Raw genomic sequence first — 19,185 nt, forward strand, 5'->3', positions numbered from 1 at the left:
GCTTTTAAAGTGTAACACCACATGCCCATCACCTTAAGATTTTAAGTATCCCCAAAACGAAATTTTTACATGAATATCTATAATTTCACCTCTTTTTCATTTGATTTGAAAATAAGCTTTCTATTTTTAAAAACCAACGATACCACCTCAAATTATATGAATAAAATCCATTCATTTATTAGGAAAATGGATTAAAAATAATAAGGTAGACTAAAAAGTAAAATATTATTTATGATAATCATTCTTTTATAAAATTCAAATAGGAAATAGCCCTACTCATTTTCAAAATGGAGGGGCTTTTTTTACTGTAAAATCAATATCTGCAGCTTATTTTTGTTGAAAAAATTCTCATTCTTATTTTGATAGTGATATGGGTACATATACATGCACATCAATCTTTTATTATGAAGTAGCCCTTGAATATATTGTTTTTTATTGACAGACATAAAAATGATTTATTTGCTGTATTGATAATTTATAGACGTTATAATAAAATGTTTATGTATATGTAAACTTAATTTATTTTCGTTTGGTTTAATTGGGAGGTTAGGCAGTGTTAATAACAATAAAATAATGGATATATCACCTGCAAAAAGAATGAAACCAATACGGAGAAGATGATTTCGTTAAAAATTCGAAAAATAAGCGTTATTAGCTCTTGAAGAAAAATGACTAGAAAAATTACAAGCATATGGAAAATAGGGTTATACAAAAAGTCCTAAAGGGGGACGGAATTATGGAGAAAAGAAAGTATTCAGTAACACCACAAGATCGAATGAATTATGTATTAGGTCTTTATTCTGCAGATCAACAAATTAATGCAGTTCTTTATTTTCCTGTAGGTATATCCAAGGAAATACTTGAAGAATCAGTAAGGATAACGTTGCAATTGCAACCAGTTTTGAACAGCCGGTTTGTAGAAAATGATATTCCTTACTGGGAGGAACATTCATCTGACACTAACTCATCTATTTGCTTTTTTGCAGAAGGAAATAATCAAGAACTTGAAATAATGGCAATAGATTTTATTAAAGAACCTGGTGATCGTATACAGGGGCCTATGGTTCAAACGAAATTATTACGGGGCACTACAACAGATATGTTAGTTGTGAAATTATCTCATCTATGTTCAGATGGTGCAGGAGTCAAGGAATATATTAAATTGCTTGGAACAATATATACGCACCTTTCATTGGGACGGTCTAAGAAGCAAATTATAAAGGAATTTGATGAGGGAAATGAGAGTTGTCGAGATCAATCACATGTATTCAAATACGCTGGAATATCGGACATAAAAAGTGCGTATCGTCCTAACCAAGAACAACAGGCATCGTTATGGTCTTTTCCATCTCAACCTAACAAAAATAAATTTCCCCAAATGTCCGTACGGCGATTGAGCCATGAGCAAACTCTACGTTTAACCCAATGGACAAAAGCACAACAGGCTACCTTGAATGATGTAATCATGACTGCATACTTCCGAGCTTTATCACATTTCACTGTGTATGCAGAACCTCGCACTGCAGAAAAAATGATTGGCTTGACAATTGATTTACGTCGATATCTGCCTAATAATACAACTGGTGCTATTTGCAACTTATCCGGTATGGAAATGCCAGTGATTAAAATGGAAGACGATGAAACATTTAAGCAGACTCTTGTTCGAGTTAAACAATCAATGGATAAAATAAAGTCTCAAAATCCAGGTCTTTCTTCAGCAGCAGGAATGGAGCTACTGGCAGAAATGAAGCTATCTACAGTGAAGGAAATGTATAATCAGCAATATGAAGAGGCTGTACAGATGGGGATGGCGTTGCCATTACTGACAAATTTGGGAGTGATCGCTGAGGAACCTATTCAGTTTGGTCAAATTCAAGCTGAGGACGGGTATATGGCATCACCTATTATGTATGCACCATTCTTTTCAATGGGAGTAAGCTCTTATAATGGAAGACTTACATTTACGATTGGTTATCATGCGCCGGATACATCAAAAGAAAAGGTAGAAAAATTTTTAGATAGTGTTGTTAATCAACTATCAGAAATAAAATAAAAGAGAATATAGAGAACAAATTTCTAACAGAATTGTATTTTAGGGGCTCGTATCATGTACGGATAATCTCTGGGAATTTTCTCTGACCGCACTTGCCTTTATGCTTTATATGCAATGGGAATGGTAGTGAGAAACAATTTGTATCGTGAAAAAACATGATATATCGGTATGAAAACAATAAAGCAGAGCTGATTTAAATTACACTTTGAATCAGCGCTGTTTTACTAGTTTGATGGCCCTTACAACAAAAAAAGGAGACTGTATCCGGTTAGGGTAAAGCGGATTTTTAATTTTTTTGAAAATAAAGTTGACATCCACAACTACTTAGTCATACAATGTAGTTGTAATAAGTAATACTGAATAGTGTAGTTTTACTCAAAAGCTATTCAGTAAAAATTCGCCTTAGTACTCTGTAGTACTGAATATAAGCCAGACAGAATAGGGGGTAAAGGAGGATCAGGACATGGAAAATTTAACTGAAATGCTGAAAGGTTCACTGGAAGGGTGTGTACTGGAAATCATTAGTCGCCGTGAAACGTATGGCTATGAGATTACCCGCCACCTGAATGATCTTGGGTTTACCGAAGTTGTAGAAGGTACGGTGTATACTATCCTCGTACGATTAGAGAAGAAAAAGCTTGTGAATATTGAAAAGAAACCATCAGATATGGGGCCTCCTCGTAAGTTTTATTCATTAAATGAAGAAGGCCGTCAGGAGCTTGAATTGTTTTGGGAAAAATGGGATTTTGTATCGTCAAAAATTAACGTCTTGAAGTCAAAATAGGTTCATAAGATAAAATGTTCTGGCCGATACTTTGAGAATTTCTTGTTCGGCTTTATAAAAAAGGAGGAAAATAAGATGTTAGAAATGTTCAAAAAGTTAATTGGTGATAAAAAAGAGTACAAAATGATGATGGCACGAGTTGAGGCTCTGCCAGAGGACTACCAATTTGTATTTAAGAAAATTCAAAACTACATGTGGAATTTCTCAGCGGGTAACGGGATGGATATGTTACACATACAGTATGAATTAATCGATTTGTTCGAAGCGGGTGCAGCGGAAGGAAGACAAGTGCTTGACATTACTGGGGATGACGTGGCTTCCTTTGCTGACGAACTAGTGGCAAACGCTAAAACTTACGTCTCCAAGTATCGTGAAGATTTGAATGAAAGTATTATGAAGAAATTGAGAAAAAAATAAATGGAATAAGTAATAACGACTGATTAGCTGGTTACACATATGAATTGCATCATAGCTATTCAGTTATATTTTTAACTCGGTACTAAGTAATACAGAATATCAGTGATACTAAATAGGTAGAGGTAAATAAATTATCTTCGCAAAACATTTTATAGGGAGGAAAAAGTATGAGTAATGCAGCGATTTCTGTAAAAAGCTTGAAAAAATCCTTTAAAGACAAGGGAGTTTTAAAAGGGGTAGATTTTGAGGTGCAGCGTGGAGAAATTTTCGCGCTGCTAGGCTCAAATGGAGCGGGAAAGACGACAACGGTCAATATCCTTTCGACGCTAATGAAGCAAGATGATGGCGAAGTGAGTATTTGCGGTTTTGACGTCCAGCGACAACCAGATTATGTTCGTCAAAGCATCAGTTTGACAGGACAGTTCGCAGCTTTAGACGGCATGCTTACTGGAAGGGAAAACTTGATAATGATCGCTAAGTTACGTGGTGTTTCCAATCCCGCACAAGTTACTGATAATCTACTTGCAAGATTTAGCCTGACTGATGCGGCCAACCAGAGGGCAGATCAGTATTCAGGAGGGATGAAGCGCCGGATTGATATCGCAATGAGTTTGATTGGGGCGCCAGCAGTTATTTTTCTCGACGAACCAACGACCGGACTTGATCCAGAAGCGCGGATCGAAGTGTGGGATACAGTAAAGGAACTTGCCGGTAGCGGTACAACTATTTTGCTTACGACTCAGTACTTGGAGGAAGCAGAACAACTGGCAGACCGTATCGCTATTTTGCATGGCGGAAAAATTATTACGACAGGTACTCTTGCTGAACTGAAAGAGATGTTCCCACCGGCAAAAGTGGAGTATATCGAAAAGCAACCGACATTGGAAGAAATATTCCTTGCGATTATTGGCAAAAAGGAGGAGATGTAAATGAAAAGTAAAACAGGTGTATTACTAGGTCGTTTAATGCGTAACATTATGCGCAGTCCGGATACAATTATTACGGTAGCAATTACACCGATTATGATGATGCTATTATTTGTTTACGTATTTGGCGGGGCTATAAAGACAGGAACGGATAACTACGTTAATTATTTATTGCCGGGAATTTTGTTAATGGCTATCGCATCCGGTGTAGCTTATACTTCTGTACGATTATTTACGGATGTAAAGAGTGGGCTGATGGCACGTTTCATTACGATGCCTATTAAGCGCTCATCAATATTGTGGGCTCACGTTTTAACTTCTCTTGTTGCTAATGTACTTACTATCGTGGTGGTTATTCTTGTTGCGCTCTTAATGGGCTTTCGTTCTAGTGCAAATATGCTAGATTGGCTTGCGGTAGCGGGAATACTGGGGATGTTTACGTTAGCGCTCACATGGCTAGCTATCATTCCAGGGCTGAAAGCGAAGTCTATGGAAGGGGCGACAGCTTACTCGTACCCGCTAATTTTTCTTCCATTTATTAGTTCGGCCTTCGTACCTACTGAAACGATGCCTAAAATTGTTCGTGCGTTTGCAGAGAATCAGCCTGTAACTTCAATCGTGAATGCGATTCGTGCTCTTTTATATGAAGGAACTGTGGGTAACGATATTTGGATTGCACTCGCTTGGTGCGTAGGTATAATGGTCATCTCTTACTTTTTCGCCAGTAAAGCATTTAAACGTCAGTTAGGGTAAGAAACGAGATAAACGAAACCTTCAGGAATAATATATATTTAGAAAAGCACGGGAGATTTTCCGTGCTTTTATTATTTATCATGCTCTCATTGTAGTAAATGAAATGGTATTTAAAAATAGGATAATTATCCAGTGATAAAGCTTAATATTTGAGGCTCACTGCTTATGGAATGTATAAGCACACTCGTTTTTGTAAATCTGCTAATACTTCATCGGGTATTTCTTTGATTTTAATATCCTTCCCTAGAAAAAGCAGCCAATTTATTATTTCCATCACTTCATCGGGATTGTTAACATTGATAAAAGTTTTTAAAATGGCTGTGGATTGGTAAGGATTAGTATAAGATATTGAAATTTTTAAAGGATGGTATTTTTTGAACTGGGCAATTGCTGTCGGACCAAGTTCAAATACAAGGTTAATTGCTTCGTCCTTCTTACTTAGTTTTTCTAAAATCTTTTTCTTATTTAGCCTTTTGTTCGTCGTGTATGGTTCGATATTAATGAGATCATCGACAGGAAACATCATCTTCTTTTCTTCTTTTAAGTCAAACCCTTCAATGATCCAATGGCTTTTTTCTTGATAAAGGTGCAATAGATAAATTGGATAAGACTTGATTTCTTCATCTTCTTTCATAGTAATCAATAAATGGTTATCTAAAAGAAGGATTTGAATGAGTTTTTCTAACATAGGATGGGGGAGATCAGAAAGCTCAAGTAGATCGGGATTATAAGGATTAGTCCCTTGGAAAAGCAAGAGTTGATTTAAAAGAACGAGATCATCTTGCTGGGTTTCTGAGATGAGTCCTAGTAGTTTTTCGGCTAAAGATTGACGACTCTTTAGGTAGGGAAGTTGTTGATTCCTCGTAGCCATAAAGGCAATAAAAAGAGCTTTCACTTCATTATCAGTAAAGCGAACAACGGGCAGGATAGAGTTATGCATAACAAAATATCCACCAGTTCTTCCAACTTCAGCGACAAGTGGCATGCCCATAGCTTCAATTTCTCTTATGTCTCTAATAGCTGTCGATCGCGATATGTTAAATTCTCGTATGATTTCAGAAATTGTAAAGTGGGAGCGATTGTTGATATACCGCATAATTGTATTAATCCGTTCAACTTTTTTCATTAGAGTCTCCTAAACAGTATCATTTTTTGACATGATTTAAAGTTATTATAAACGTATCAGATGAAAAGATAAATCATTTGAATCATTTTAAAAGAAGGAAGGTTTTGAATATGAAAAATTATACGATTGAAGAAAAAGATAGCTTTATTGTGTTAGGTATTGGAACTGAAATTAAGAGTGACTATACAGACTTTGCTGGGATAAATAAAGAAAAGGAAGACTTTTGGTCGGCTGTTAAAGAAGATGGAAGGCTGGATACTTTAAAAGCTTTAGCTACAAACGAATACATTTTTTCTGTGAATGAAGCGGTGAATAACAAGATGATGTATTATGCTGGTGTTATGACAGAGGCACAAATAGAAGAAGCATCTAGAGTAATCCAATTTCCGAAGGGAGAATACTTAGTAGTGAAAGGGGAAGATAAGACGGCTGAAGAGCTAAGTAATAAGCTGACTGGTATTGCCTTCGGTCAAGCTTTACCAGATGCAAAAGATTTTGCCTATGTTGGCGGGCCAAATACAACAGTTGAGATGGGACAAAGAAACGGCTTAGTATTTGGTGAAATGTGGATTCCGGTTGTTAGGAAGTAAAGTGATAAAAGGTACGAATATGGAAAGTAGAGGCTAACAATATTGAATTGTTGGCCTTTTTGATTTGAATATAATATTCATATACGACTACACAGTATGTTCTGATAAAATGGAATAAAAGGTAATTATTGTAAGGTGGTGGTGAGGTGAATAAAAAAAGGCTTTTTGAGCTATTCATAGTAGCGTTTGTGTTTCTATTCCTTCATGTAAGTACATTTACTAATGAAAGATTTAACGATAAATTGGGATCATTTACTTTCATTGTGCTCCTTCTTATGCTTTCTATTTACAGCGTATTTATAGAAAAGTATTTTGATGATATACAAAAGTGGATTCGAAATATTACATGTTGCTTTGCTTTATTCGTAGTGGTTTTAGTAGCTCTATGGATAGGTTATTTTTAGTCCTTACTTAAGAGAATGAGAAATATGTGATTACACTACATTCGATTCGATAATATGACTTAGCTGCATCGGTTTATATTAATCTTTTCTCTCCTCAATCATGATAAAATGTACAAAATGAGAATCCAATTTAATAGATATTATAAGAAAACCATCAATTTGATTATCCTTTTTCAAATTGATGGTTTTTATTTTTGAAATAAATATGTATTTTTTAAAAAAATATTTTTTGACCCCCATAAAACTATGTATTCCTCCGAATATGTATAGTGAAGAAAATAAATAGAAGAAAAATGACTATGAAAGAATATAGAAGCATTAATAAATTTACTAGATTAAGTGGGCATCCGAAATAAAAGGATGAAATTACCAATGATATAGAGAAGAGTTATTCAAGGATTGCAGATAAAATAGAAAAAGAATAAGCAAAACGAACGGTAGAAAATAAGAAAGTAGATAAAAATTAAAACTTAACTTTTGTGCCGAGAGAAAAGGAAAATCATTAAGAAAACGTTAGGAAAAGTTAGAATCGAAAAATATAACTAACAGCAAGAAGACAAGACCGAAGAAAAGTACCAAGAAAATCTGGTTAAATGGTCACTTGTGTAGTGGCCATTTTGCTATTTGAAGGAGGCTGGGAGATTACAAGTGTTGAGTTTAGTAATGAAGATCTTAAGAAAACCGAAAATAGAAGATATCGTATGTAACATACAAAACAACGAAGAAGACAAAGAAGCGTTTATCGTACAGTATCAGCCTTTTATTAGAAAATCAATCTCATCTGTCTGCCGCCGATATATTACAGAACAGGATGATGAATATAGCATTGGATTGTTTGCGTTTAACGAAGCAATTGAACAGTATTCATATACAAAAGGAAAATCCTTTTTAGCGTTTGCTGATCTTCTTATAAAAAGAGATGTAATTGACTATATACGTAAGGAGTCTAAACATAACTTTGTCTTTTTAAAAGAAGATGAGCAAGAGGAAATGTTAGAAATGCAAGTATCGCTTACGGAGTATATGAAAGAGATGGAAAATAGTAACCGTAAGGAGGAAATTCTTCATTTTCAAAGTGTGCTAGCTGAGTTTAAAATCACATTCTCAGAGCTTGCTAAAGAATCTCCTAAGCATCGTGATACACGTGAGCACTTAATAGAAATTGTAAAAATTATTATAAAAGAAGAGGAAATGATGGAAGAGCTGTTCCGAAAGAAAAAGTTACCGCTTAAACATATAGAACCACGTGTTAGGGTAAGTCGTAAAACGTTGGAACGACATAGAAAATACATTATTGCAATGTGTATTATTTTTGCAAACAACTATACATATATTCTGGATTACATAAGAGGGGAAAAGCATGATGAATAAAGGAATTGTGATGGATATAAAAAAGCATAGCGTAGTTGTTTTAACACCAAATGGAGAGTTTATTACGTGTAAAAGAAAAGGGGATTCTTGCATAATCGGGGAGGAAATCTTATTTGATGAGCCAGAACAAAAAGCATCGCATTTTTCGATCCCTTCCTTTTTAAAACCTGCATCAATACTTGTTGCTTGTTTTCTATTTGCAGTGCTGTTTTTCTACAACCAACCAGAAGAAAAAGTATTTGCTTACGTCTCAGTTGATATAAATCCAAGTTTAGAGGTGAGCGTAACAAAGGATTTTCGTGTTATAGATTTGCAGGCTTGTAATGATGATGGAAGGCGTATTTTAAAAGAATTGAAGCAATGGGAAAATAAACAATTGCAAGAAGTAATACGTAGGATTATAAAGCAAAGTCAAGAGGATAAGTATTTAACGAATGATAAGCAAGTTATGCTAACAGCTGTTGCAAAGGACAAGGCACTAGAACCACAGTTGGAAAAGGCGATGAAAGAATTAAAGAAAGAATATGAGCTAAAACATATTACAGTTGAATATCAAAGTAGCACAATGCAAGTACGAGAGAATGCTAGAAAAGCTGGAATTGGCACAGGTGTCTATATAAAGCAAGAGAGTGAGAAGAACAAATCGCTTACGCCTCCTGCCACGCCGTCTAATCCGGTGGAAAACGAAGAAGAGATACAATTGCAGCCGGAGTCATCTCCTGATGCATCACCGGATTTGTCTCCCGTACAAGAAAAAAAATATGAGAAGCCAGAGCATAAAGAACAAAAGAAAACAGAAGAACAGCCATCGAAGCAAATAAAAGAAAACAATGGAAGAGGATCCCAGCAAGAAAATAGAGGGAATCAACAGGAGAATAACAGTAGAGAATCTCAACAGGGAAATAATGGGGACCGACAAGGGAACAATGGAAGAGGATCTCAACAAGGGGGAATCAGCAAGGGAACAACGGAAGAGGATCTCAACAAGGAAATAATGGGAACCAGCAAAGGAAACAGAGAAGGGAAAAAAAAAAGAGAATCGAAACCAGAAAATAAATAAAAGCAAACAAAAAAGAAAAGAAGAGAATCTAAACAAGGAAATAATGGAAATCAACAAGGGAACAACGGAAGAGGATCTCAACAAGGAAATAATGGGAATCAGCAAGGGAACAACGGAAGAGGATCTCAACAAGGAAATAATGGAAATCAGCAAGGGAACAACGGAAGAGGATCTCAACAAGGAAATAATGGGAATCAGCAAGGAAACAATGGAAGAGGACCCCAGAAAGAAAATGGTGGAAACGAGCAAGGGAACAATGGTAGGGGGTCTCAACAAGAAAATAGAGGCCACCAGCAAGGGAATGAAAAGAAGAATCAATAGAATATGGAAGTGAGAGATTCATTTCAAAGCTAAAAGGATTTCTCTCGCTATTGTGGGCAGTAAAACTCCCATCTCAAAATTTGGCTTGGGCAAAGAAGTTAGGTGGGAGTTGGGCTGCTTGTAAATGAGGGCTGATTAAAGTTGCACTTTATTATTCTATAGTTCTATTAAGAAGGAGTATGTGAAAAATATAATGGAGAAAAATATTCAACAAGAGAAAGATAAAGAAAAACCTGTTTTTTATGATCCGAAAGGAAGGAGAAACATAGCCTTTATTTGGTTTCTATGTATCTCAATAGTTAGTGTAGGTGTTGTATTTTATTTTTTCTTTCAAAGTATTTTTTCAACACCAGAAATTCCAAACATGAATCCTACTGTAAAACAAGATACGAAACTTGTACCAATTAATCAAAAACTTAGTGAGGAGCAGTTAAAGAACGAAGAATTCAAGCCAAATACCGAAATGAAGGATAATAAAAATTTGGTGAATTCGACAAACGATAGTAAACAACCTAAAGAAGTGTATGGTTTTTATGTAAACTGGGATGAAAATAGTACCGCTTCTTTAAAAGAAAATATCGATTCATTAACCACGTTAGTACCAGAATGGTATCATTTAAAAGAAGATTTAACGATTAGAAGTGAGATAAAACCTGAGATAGTAAAACTAGCAAAGAAAAATCATGTGAAAATTATGCCGTTACTTACTAACTATACAGAAAAAGCTTCTGGCCCTGATAGTGAGCTTATCCATAAGTTACTGAATTCGCCGAATGATGTGAAGACGAAATTTATTAATGATTTAGTAAGCGAAGTTAAAAAGAATCAGTTTTCAGGTATTAATATTGACTTTGAGGCCGTACCTGAAAGTGATAGAGAAAACTTAACAAATTTCATGAAAGAAATTACTACGGTCTTTCATAAACATGATTTGCTCGTTACACAAGATGTTCCAGCTAATGATAAGGCTTTTGATTATGGTGCGTTAGCAAAAATAATAGATCGTATGATTGTAATGATGTACGATGAGCACTATGGAGCGGGGGAACCAGGACCAATTGCTTCAAATAAGTGGTTCCAACATACATTGAATGAACTGAATATTCCGTCTAATAAACTTATAGTTGCTTTCGGTAACTACGGATATGATTGGGAAATAAATAGTAAAAAACCTGCGAAGTCTTTAACTTTTTCAGAAGTTATGACAATGGCGAATGATTCCAATATGAAAATTCAATGGGATAACATGAGTGGAAATCCTTATTTTAGATATAAAACAGGAGAGAAAGAACATACTGCTTGGTTCTTAGACAGTGTTACTCTCTATAATCAAGTGAAAATCGCAATGGACAACAATGCAAAGGGGTTTGCGTTATGGAGATTAGGAGCAGAAGATCCTACAATATGGAAAGTTTTAAAAAATCCGATTGAGGTACAAAAAAATCCTGATGTATTACATAAAATCACTAGTTTAGATGAAGTGAATTATTCTGGACAAGGTGAAATTTTACAGATTGAGAATGAAAAGCAAAATGGATTGAGAGATTTTAAAGTAGGCAAAGATGGTTATCTTACAGATGAAGTATATCAATCTTTACCATCTGCATACGAAGTGCAACGATATGGAAAACCGAAAGGGAAACAAGTAGTATTAACATTTGATGATGGACCAGACCCGAAATATACGCCAGAAATTTTAAATATATTAAAAGAGAATAAAATAAAAGCTGCTTTTTTTGTCCTTGGTGAAAACGCACAACTAAATCCTAGTATTGTAAAAAGAATATACGATGAAGGGCATGAAATTGGCAATCATACTTTCAAGCATCCTAACGTAGCTGATACGTCTTTACTACGAACAAAAGTAGAACTTAATACGACGCAACGTCTGATCCAGGAAATAACTGGGCATTCTACAGTTTTGTTTAGGCCACCATACGAAGCGGATGCTAACCCGGATTCCTCAAATGAAATAGTGCCTATTTTACGGGCACAAAATATGAACTATACAATGGTAGCAGAAAAAGTGGATCCTGAGGACTGGGCAACACCATCAACTAATGAATTAGTAAAGCGTGCTCTTAATCCCGTTTATAAGGGAGAGGGAAATATTATTCTTCTCCATGATGCGGGAGGGAATCGTACCCATACGGTAGAGGCGTTGCCGATCATTATTAAAGAGCTTAAAAAGCATGGATATAGTTTTGTAACAATTTCAGATTTAATGAATAAAGAACGAGATGAAATTATGCCCCCAGTTTCTTCTGAGGGTGAGCAATATTTACTTTACAATAAAGCTGTCTTTTCAGGGGCGGGATACTTTAAACATATATTAACAACTATTTTTTATATTGCTATTGGATTAGGGATTTTTCGATTCTTATTCTTAATTTATTTTGCATGGAAGCAAAAAAGAAAAACGTTATCTCGCTCTATTAATTCGTCCTACCAACCTTTTGTTAGTGTTGTCATAGCAGCATATAATGAAGAAAAGGTGATAGCTAAGACAATTCGCTCAATTTTGGATAGTAAGTATGGAGAATTTGAAGTTATTGTTGTGGATGACGGATCGACAGATGGTACGTCAAAAGTAATGCAAGAAACATTTTATAAACACCCTAAAGTTCGTTTCATTCAGAAAGAAAACGGCGGGAAATCATCGGCAATGAACCTAGGGTTTCAACAATCTCGAGGAGAGATTGTTGTCACTTTAGATGCGGATACTATTATTGCGCAAGACGCCATTTCTCTAATGATTAGACACTTTGAAGATCAGAATGTAGCAGCAGTTTCAGGTAATGTTAAAGTGGGGAATAGACGAAATTTGTTAACTACTTGGCAACATGTTGAGTATATTACAGGGTTTAATTTAGAACGTAGAGCTTTTGATGAGTTAAATTGTATTACAGTTGTTCCAGGAGCTATTGGGGCGTGGCGCAAGAAGAATGTAGTTGAATCTGGATATTTAAGCGAAGATACATTAGCAGAAGATACGGATCTTACTATTACATTTTTACGTCAAGGATATAAAATTGTATATGAAGAAAAGGCCTATGCTTTTACGGAATCACCTGAAGATGTGAAAAGTCTCATTAAACAGCGATATCGTTGGTCATATGGTACACTCCAATGTCTTTGGAAACATCGAAAAGCAGTGTTTCATACAAAACATAAAACGTTAGGATTTATTGCATTGCCTAACATGTGGTTATTCCAATATGTTCTGCAATTCATTGCTCCTTTTGCAGATATTTTAATGATTATGGGGCTGTTTGGTAGCAATCCGCTAAAAGTGTTAGGGTTTTATCTTGTATTCTTTTTATTAGACCTTTTTGCATCTCTGTTTGCATTTAAATTAGAGAAAGAGGACCCTAAACCGTTAGTGTGGTTAATTTTACAACGCTTTATTTATCGTCAATTTATGACTTATGTTGTCATTAAATCTATATTCTCATCTATTCGAGGCGTAGCGGTAGGATGGAATAAACTAAAGAGAATGGGGAGTGTTAAACATTCCACGGAACATAAGGAGGCATCATAAGAGAGCAAACTATCTGCTCTTTTTTTCATTGATTTTAGTTAGTTGAATGTAGAGTTGTAGCATAAAAACTGCTGCTTCTATAACGAGATTCCTATTCATCATTAATAGTGAGACATTATGTTAAGCTAATCTTTTAGTTTTGGATTAAAGTTTTTTTATATTTTTTTAAAATGACGGACACAAAAACGCATATACCTTCGAATTATATATATGGATAACATAAATATGTATATAAAAAGGGGAGAAATAAGATGAAAGAAAAAAAAGAAATGTTTCAAGAAATCGCTGAGGTGTTAAAGGTATTGGCGCATCCAGTTCGTCTATCTTTAGTAAAAATAATGCTTGCAAAAGGTCCTACTAATGTAACAACAATGTATGGGGATTTGGAAATGCCTCAAAGTACAATTAGTCAACATTTATCTAAACTAAAAGCTGCTAAAATGGTTACAGGTACTCGGAAAGGATTAGAAATTTATTATGAGGTAACTGACAATCGCACAAAATCAATATTAGCATGTTTAGTTTAAATGCTGACTTCTAGACGTCAAAATTAAGAAGAGGATAGGAAAGCAATTCTATGGAGAGAGTTTTTAAGGTTTTTACACAAGTGAAGATCTGAAGTAAAGTTCCTTAATAAATAAAATAGTTGTTTGAAAATATGGTATAAAATGGAATTTTTATACCATATTTTTTAATATCTGTAATAAAAGGAAGAATGTTTTGGTTTCAATTTATACGCTATCTTTATAAATTTTGATTACCTTAAACGTTTGACAAACTAGCAATAGGTCTGGAGTCAAAGTAAGTCCACACAGGCTTAATTCCTAAGTGGAAAGATCAACATGCTCAATATGCAAAAAAATATAACTTAAATCCTCTGCATCCTAGATTTTGCAAAATTACTTGTTACCTTATTTATTAAAAAAATCAATTAAGGAACTATTTAGTGAAAATAAATTGTTCAGTTAAAGGTGCATTTTATAGAATGTAAGGAAAGGTCTCAATTTCAGTAGACACGTGGATTCGCATACTGATAGAATAAGCGAAAATATAATAAAGGTGGAATGGATTTGAGAAAAAGGTTAGGATGCTTACATGCCCATTATTCAAATATAGAATATATAGAAAAGGCACTTACCTCATTTAACATTGAATTAATCCATTTTGTTGACCCGGCATTAATGTATCAGGTTACATCCAATGAAAAATTTCAAGAATCAGATGCTCAATTTAAAGTTAAAGAGCAAATAGAATGGATTGCTCAATGTAATGTTGATGCTATCCTTATTACTTGTACAAATTATATTGCAATTTTACATGAAGACCAAGACTCAATATCAGTGCCAATTATTAAAATTGATGTACCTTTCTTTGATTACATATGCAATATACAGCAACCTCAGACAATTGTTTTTACAAATCCTGCAACTGTTGAAGGCACAGTAGAACGTCTTAAACATCATGCTAATAGCCTTCAAAAATCTTTAGATTTAGAGGTTGTTGTCATAAATAGTGTTTTTGAATTGATAATGAAAGGACTAAAAAAAGAATACAACCAAGAAGTTACAAAGTTCTTAAATCAAATCATTAAAGATGAAAAGAAATTTATCTCTGTTGCTCAATTATCTATGGTTGATGCATCTAAGCAAGTTGAGTATAAAACATCTAAGACTATTATTACTCCATTGAATACATTGGTATCTTACATTGTTAATAAATTAAAATTAGAGAAGAAAAATTAGTGGTAGAAGACAGAGGATTTGGAATTATGTATGGCTTTCTATCAATTTTCCTCGGGTTAGGTACTGTTATCTTACATAATGTTTGGACACTTAATTGGCAGGGACTCATTACACTTATTGCATGGCTCGCACTATTAAAAGGGATTTATGTAATTGCATATCCTGAACCATCCAAGAAAACCGATTTTGAAGTAAGAGTACTATCTACTCGTATAGTGCTTGCTATCCTTGGTGCTTTATCTTTATGGATGCTTTTCATACTTTATATGAAATAGAGACAAATATTTTTGATCATGGGAGTATATAGGTGAGGAGTTTTGGGTAGTCCTTTGGAACGGGATTTTATAGTTAACTGTAAATATAGTGTTTCTTCCCTTGTAGATATGTTTTTATAAATAGTGAGATGGGCAAAACGAAAAGAGTCCTAAATAAATAGGATTCTTTTCGTTTTATAAAAGTGAACTTATTTTGTATCACTAATACAATGGATGATTATTTTTCCGGACTATTCGCAGTTATCTATCTTGGTATACTCAATGGTGGCTATGTGACCATCCGGTCGAATCAAAACGGTATCTATATTTTTTAACTTGGAATCTTGTATTTCTCCTATTATCACCTTTATGTGTGAATCAATATTTATTTTATTTATCTTATCTATATAAGTAGGGTGTATTAATAAAATAAATTTACCATCCTGCATTAATTCAAAGAGTTTATAACTTTTCTTATTTAGAGAAGAAATAGTGAGGTTTGTACATCTTTTTCCTATCAATGGATGCCTTTCTGTATCGTGCATCGACGAATACATTATCCCTAAGCCACTTACTCTTTCAGATAAATCTTGATTTATCTCGGGGTATGTAAGTAGGTACGAAAATAAATCCCTCAATTCCATTCCTGCGTTTGAAAAGTTTATCATTAATTGTTCTTGCGCTTGTACTTCCTTGAAAAATTGTTTTCCCACAGCATGTCTTTCAATATGATAACTTTCTAATAGGCTTTCATATTTTTTTTGTTTTATTGCGAGTCCTAATTTCCAGCCTATATTAAAAGCATCTTGTAGACCTACATTCAAACCTTGTCCTCCAGCAGGGAAATGAATATGTGCTGCATCCCCTGCTAAGAATACACGCTTATGTTGATAAGTATTTGCTAGTTTGGTTGCATTGCCAAAACGAGAAAGCCATATTGTGCTCTTAATTTGAAGATGTTCACCTGTAATACTATAAATACTATCTATAAACTCTTTTTCTGTAACAGCAACATGAACAGGTATTGTCTGATTCTTAGGATCAACAATTGCAAAACGAAATACATCAGTTGTAATAGGTACCATCATTAATATCCCATTTATATTAGAAGTAGATAAAAATGGAGTATCTGGTATATCTTCTAAAATAACATCACCTAATATAGCAGTAGTTGTTGTGTTTGTTCCATTAAACGGTATATTTGATAACTCACGAACTATACTTCTTGCTCCATCAGCTCCTATTACATATGGAACTTCTATTTTATATATTGTTTCTCTTTGTTCTATTTCTAGTTTTACAAATGTTTCATATTGTTTTAAGTCTTTCACAGTATGCCCGCGTTTAATGACTACACCTAATTCTAATGCACGTTCTTCTAATATTCCTTCTGTAATAGATTGGGGAATAAAAAGTGTATACGGAAAATCAGTATTTAAATTTTTAAAGTTTAATCTTGTATCTAAGGCAGCAAAATGACTTGTATTTAATTTCTTTCCTCTAGCTAAAAATCGATCTGCAATACCTCTCATAGCCATCAATTCTAAGGAGCGGGGGTGTAGTGTGAGTGCTCTAGAATTTCGTACCCGGTCTAATCTTCTCTCTAAAACAACAACTTTTACGTCTTGGATAGCTAATTCACATGCTGCCATAAGTCCAACTGGACCACCACCAACTACCGCTACATCATAATAATTGTCCATATCATGCCCTCCATTTATTTAATTGTTTAAGAGCTAATGTGAAAAATTGTAAATAGATTTATAAATGTTATCTATTGTACATATATAATTATACTTCATTTTGGTTTCCGAGGAAACTAAAATGAAGTTCCTAGGAGAAGTTTACTTAGTAAGTGTGTAGTTAAAGCTATATAGCGTGTCTGCAGCTTCTTCTGCTTGTGCTATTTTTGCTAAAAATGCTACTGCTGTAGTTCCATATGGGAGTTGTAAAGGTCTTTCCGCTATTCGTAGTTTTAATGAAGTAGTAGTGGTTTTAACTCGACTTCAAATAATTCGCTTTCAATTTCATTAAGTGCATACATTGATACAGGGTGTGGAGAGGTATTAGATAAGACTTGTGATGAAAGAAGTGCTCCTGATGATGAGTAAAATGTAACAAACACTTGTGAAAATGGAGGGACCATAATGATTACACGGTCAGTTTTTTGTAACGTATTAACCAACTCCAAAATAATATAGTTTTATAAAAATCAAAAAAAAAATAGATAAATATAAAGATATTATTATGGGTACTTTTCCGATAGTGAATTAAGAAAATTAATAAACTCTTTATTTTATTGTAAATAATTTAAGAGCACACAAATATGCGCGCTCTTAGAATAGAAAGGTAGTTTTCTATGAGTAGGGAGTCCTCATATAATAAAATATGCTTGTCCAATTTAAATGTGAGAAGTTTTTTATAAAAATGCTATTTGGTAAGTCTATGTGAAAAATCACCTTGTACAGGAACTCTTTGCAAAGTATTTTGTCTGCAGTCATGATTATTAAAGTTGATGAGAGCTGTTATTCGACTAATAAAACCACATCTCAAATTGTTGACTATATGTCTAACAACTAGGATGCGGTTCAATTAATAAAAAGTGTCCGAGCAAAATATAAGGTGAAAAGTATAAGATACTTTTGTTATAAAGAGTATTTATAGATGAATGTTATTGTTTTTTACTTTTGAAAGATTTGGGCTTCTAAATTACGAGTTGTTGGAGTCCCTCTAATATAAAATTTCAGTAGAAATATTGAACTACTAATATGAATGTAGAAGATTTAATAAAGACGGTAATGTTTTTTTAGTCATGTAATCTTTTCAATTGATGATCTTTTCCCCATTCACATAGTTCATCCATAATTTGCATTAAAGATTTCCCATATTCGCTTATTGTGTACTCAACCTTTGGTGGAACTTCTTGATATACAGTACGATGGATAATTCCATCAGCTTCAAGTTGCCGAAGTTGTTGAGTCAGAACTTTTTGCGTAATGTTTGGAATTTCTCGTCGGATTTCATTTGTTCGCATTTTTCCATCTATTAAGACACATAAAATATGAACTTTCCATTTTCCGCCGATTACATCGAGTGTCGTTGCAATTGGGCAGTCATCATTTTGATTCATATAACACCTCCACAGGTACTTTAAGGTTCCTATAGCACTTTAAAGTACGTACTTTTCAATTATATGTGACTCATTCATACTAATACGTAAAGGGTTGAATAATTTATAAAGGGGATGAAAAATGATGAAAACACTTGTAATTGTAGCACATCCTGATATTGAAAAATCAAAAATTAATAAAAGATGGATTGAAGAACTTGAGAAATATTCGGATGAAATTACGGTGCATGAATTGTATAAAGTGGCACCGAATTGGGAGTTTAATGTGGAAGAGGAACAAAAGCTGTTAGTAGAACATGACCGATATATATTTCAATTTCCTCTCTACTGGTACAGCTCACCACCTTTATTGAAAAAATGGTTCGATGATGTATTAACATATGGGTTTGCATACGGATCACAAGGAGATAAAGTGAAGGGAAAAGAATTTGGTGTAGCTATTTCTATAGGTGGATTAGAAAAAGACTATGAAAATAGTGGGATTACAATGGATGAGTTGACGAAACCATTCCAAGCTACATGCTTATATACAGGTATGGAATTTATACCTTCCTTTTATTTATATGGTGCAGAATATAAACTAAGTGATGAAGAGATTGATAAAAGTGCACCTGAATATGTGCAATATGTGATGAACAAGAAGTATTCTAATATATAATGAAAAATAGCCATTTACTTGTGAAGTAAATGGCTATTTTATATTCTTCTTATAT

General features: G+C 34.1%; 15 protein-coding genes and 2 pseudogenes. 14 read left to right on the forward strand and 3 right to left on the reverse strand.

What is annotated here, in order from left to right; translation table 11 throughout:
* Nucleotides 1-736 precede the first annotated feature (736 nt).
* The 5 genes from DN403_RS25335 (at nucleotide 737) to DN403_RS25355 (ending at nucleotide 4,933) form a co-directional block, all read left to right on the forward strand.
* The gene (locus DN403_RS25335; RefSeq protein ID WP_000415486.1) at nucleotides 737-2,053 is read left to right on the forward strand and encodes a condensation domain-containing protein; all 1,317 of its coding nucleotides are present in this window, start codon (nucleotides 737-739) and stop codon (nucleotides 2,051-2,053) included.
* A 463-nt stretch (nucleotides 2,054-2,516) separates the two neighbouring features.
* Entirely contained in the window at nucleotides 2,517-2,837 is a 321-nt protein-coding gene (locus tag DN403_RS25340; RefSeq protein ID WP_000429487.1) for a PadR family transcriptional regulator, read from the forward strand.
* A gap of 75 nt (nucleotides 2,838-2,912) precedes the next feature.
* Nucleotides 2,913-3,254, forward strand: a complete 342-nt coding sequence (locus DN403_RS25345; protein WP_000891986.1) for a DUF1048 domain-containing protein — start codon at nucleotides 2,913-2,915, stop codon at nucleotides 3,252-3,254.
* Between the two features lie 167 nt (nucleotides 3,255-3,421).
* Complete coding sequence (locus tag DN403_RS25350) at nucleotides 3,422-4,183, forward strand: ABC transporter ATP-binding protein (RefSeq protein WP_000063333.1); 762 nt, start codon at nucleotides 3,422-3,424, stop codon at nucleotides 4,181-4,183.
* Nucleotides 4,184-4,933 carry an ABC transporter permease gene (locus DN403_RS25355; RefSeq protein WP_000837802.1) on the forward strand — a complete coding sequence of 250 codons (750 nt, stop codon included), beginning with the start codon at nucleotides 4,184-4,186 and terminating at the stop codon, nucleotides 4,931-4,933. It abuts the gene before it with no gap.
* Nucleotides 4,934-5,096: 163 nt separating this feature from the next.
* On the opposite strand, the gene DN403_RS25360 is transcribed toward DN403_RS25355, so the two are convergent.
* On the reverse strand, nucleotides 5,097-6,059 hold the full coding sequence (locus tag DN403_RS25360) for a helix-turn-helix transcriptional regulator (protein WP_000755063.1): 963 nt from the start codon (nucleotides 6,057-6,059) through the stop codon (nucleotides 5,097-5,099).
* Between the two features lie 110 nt (nucleotides 6,060-6,169).
* On the opposite strand from DN403_RS25360, the gene DN403_RS25365 reads away from it, so the two are divergent.
* The 8 genes and pseudogenes from DN403_RS25365 to DN403_RS25400 all read left to right on the forward strand — a co-directional run.
* A complete protein-coding gene (locus tag DN403_RS25365; protein WP_136983066.1) occupies nucleotides 6,170-6,649 on the forward strand; it encodes a GyrI-like domain-containing protein in 480 nt (159 codons plus the stop codon).
* A gap of 146 nt (nucleotides 6,650-6,795) precedes the next feature.
* Complete coding sequence (locus DN403_RS25370; protein ID WP_001036202.1) at nucleotides 6,796-7,053, forward strand: DUF3963 domain-containing protein; 258 nt, start codon at nucleotides 6,796-6,798, stop codon at nucleotides 7,051-7,053.
* Nucleotides 7,054-7,701: 648 nt separating this feature from the next.
* Nucleotides 7,702-8,424 (forward strand): RNA polymerase sigma factor SigI, encoded by a 723-nt coding sequence (gene sigI / locus DN403_RS25375; protein WP_002082432.1) that lies wholly within the window; start codon nucleotides 7,702-7,704, stop codon nucleotides 8,422-8,424.
* Nucleotides 8,414-9,805 (forward strand): annotated as a pseudogene (locus DN403_RS25380) (anti-sigma factor domain-containing protein). Before sigI ends, DN403_RS25380 begins: the two are co-directional and overlap by 11 nt.
* 193 nt (nucleotides 9,806-9,998) lie before the next feature.
* Entirely contained in the window at nucleotides 9,999-13,346 is a 3,348-nt protein-coding gene (locus DN403_RS25385) for a trifunctional glycoside hydrolase family 18/polysaccharide deacetylase/glycosyltransferase family 2 protein (RefSeq protein WP_000414292.1), read from the forward strand.
* A 251-nt stretch (nucleotides 13,347-13,597) separates the two neighbouring features.
* The gene (locus tag DN403_RS25390; RefSeq protein ID WP_000660065.1) at nucleotides 13,598-13,873 is read left to right on the forward strand and encodes an ArsR/SmtB family transcription factor; all 276 of its coding nucleotides are present in this window, start codon (nucleotides 13,598-13,600) and stop codon (nucleotides 13,871-13,873) included.
* 537 nt (nucleotides 13,874-14,410) lie between these two features.
* Nucleotides 14,411-15,088 (forward strand): hypothetical protein, encoded by a 678-nt coding sequence (locus tag DN403_RS25395; RefSeq protein ID WP_003279185.1) that lies wholly within the window; start codon nucleotides 14,411-14,413, stop codon nucleotides 15,086-15,088.
* Nucleotides 15,079-15,363 (forward strand): annotated as a pseudogene (locus tag DN403_RS25400) (hypothetical protein); the annotation flags it as partial. The gene DN403_RS25395 and the pseudogene DN403_RS25400, both read left to right, overlap by 10 nt.
* A gap of 230 nt (nucleotides 15,364-15,593) precedes the next feature.
* On the opposite strand, the gene DN403_RS25405 reads toward DN403_RS25400, so the two are convergent.
* A complete protein-coding gene (locus DN403_RS25405) occupies nucleotides 15,594-17,045 on the reverse strand; it encodes an FAD-dependent monooxygenase (RefSeq protein WP_000371162.1) in 1,452 nt (483 codons plus the stop codon).
* A 1,103-nt stretch (nucleotides 17,046-18,148) separates the two neighbouring features.
* Nucleotides 18,149-18,472 carry a winged helix-turn-helix transcriptional regulator gene (locus tag DN403_RS25410; protein WP_001072962.1) on the reverse strand — a complete coding sequence of 108 codons (324 nt, stop codon included), beginning with the start codon at nucleotides 18,470-18,472 and terminating at the stop codon, nucleotides 18,149-18,151.
* A 124-nt stretch (nucleotides 18,473-18,596) separates the two neighbouring features.
* On the opposite strand from DN403_RS25410, the gene DN403_RS25415 reads away from it, so the two are divergent.
* The gene (locus DN403_RS25415; RefSeq protein WP_002082441.1) at nucleotides 18,597-19,130 is read left to right on the forward strand and encodes an NAD(P)H-dependent oxidoreductase; all 534 of its coding nucleotides are present in this window, start codon (nucleotides 18,597-18,599) and stop codon (nucleotides 19,128-19,130) included.
* Nucleotides 19,131-19,185 lie beyond the last annotated feature (55 nt).

Origin of the sequence: Bacillus sp. AY2-1 (assembly GCF_008368965.1) — a bacterium.
Classification (GTDB): domain Bacteria; phylum Bacillota; class Bacilli; order Bacillales; family Bacillaceae_G; genus Bacillus_A; species Bacillus_A thuringiensis_S.

Excerpts from the sequence above, each read along its gene's own strand:
- DN403_RS25360 (WP_000755063.1), bottom strand. The coding sequence starts at position 6,059 with ATGAAAAAAGTTGAACGGATTAATACAATTATGCGGTATATCAACAAT.
- DN403_RS25345 (WP_000891986.1), top strand. The coding sequence starts at position 2,913 with ATGTTAGAAATGTTCAAAAAGTTAATTGGTGATAAAAAAGAGTACAAA.
- DN403_RS25415 (WP_002082441.1), top strand. The coding sequence starts at position 18,597 with ATGAAAACACTTGTAATTGTAGCACATCCTGATATTGAAAAATCAAAA.
- DN403_RS25410 (WP_001072962.1), bottom strand. The coding sequence starts at position 18,472 with ATGAATCAAAATGATGACTGCCCAATTGCAACGACACTCGATGTAATC.
- DN403_RS25395 (WP_003279185.1), top strand. The coding sequence starts at position 14,411 with ATGGATTTGAGAAAAAGGTTAGGATGCTTACATGCCCATTATTCAAAT.
- DN403_RS25385 (WP_000414292.1), top strand. The coding sequence starts at position 9,999 with ATGGAGAAAAATATTCAACAAGAGAAAGATAAAGAAAAACCTGTTTTT.
- DN403_RS25340 (WP_000429487.1), top strand. The coding sequence starts at position 2,517 with ATGGAAAATTTAACTGAAATGCTGAAAGGTTCACTGGAAGGGTGTGTA.
- DN403_RS25350 (WP_000063333.1), top strand. The coding sequence starts at position 3,422 with ATGAGTAATGCAGCGATTTCTGTAAAAAGCTTGAAAAAATCCTTTAAA.
- DN403_RS25365 (WP_136983066.1), top strand. The coding sequence starts at position 6,170 with ATGAAAAATTATACGATTGAAGAAAAAGATAGCTTTATTGTGTTAGGT.
- DN403_RS25405 (WP_000371162.1), bottom strand. The coding sequence starts at position 17,045 with ATGGACAATTATTATGATGTAGCGGTAGTTGGTGGTGGTCCAGTTGGA.
- DN403_RS25355 (WP_000837802.1), top strand. The coding sequence starts at position 4,184 with ATGAAAAGTAAAACAGGTGTATTACTAGGTCGTTTAATGCGTAACATT.
- DN403_RS25335 (WP_000415486.1), top strand. The coding sequence starts at position 737 with ATGGAGAAAAGAAAGTATTCAGTAACACCACAAGATCGAATGAATTAT.
- DN403_RS25390 (WP_000660065.1), top strand. The coding sequence starts at position 13,598 with ATGAAAGAAAAAAAAGAAATGTTTCAAGAAATCGCTGAGGTGTTAAAG.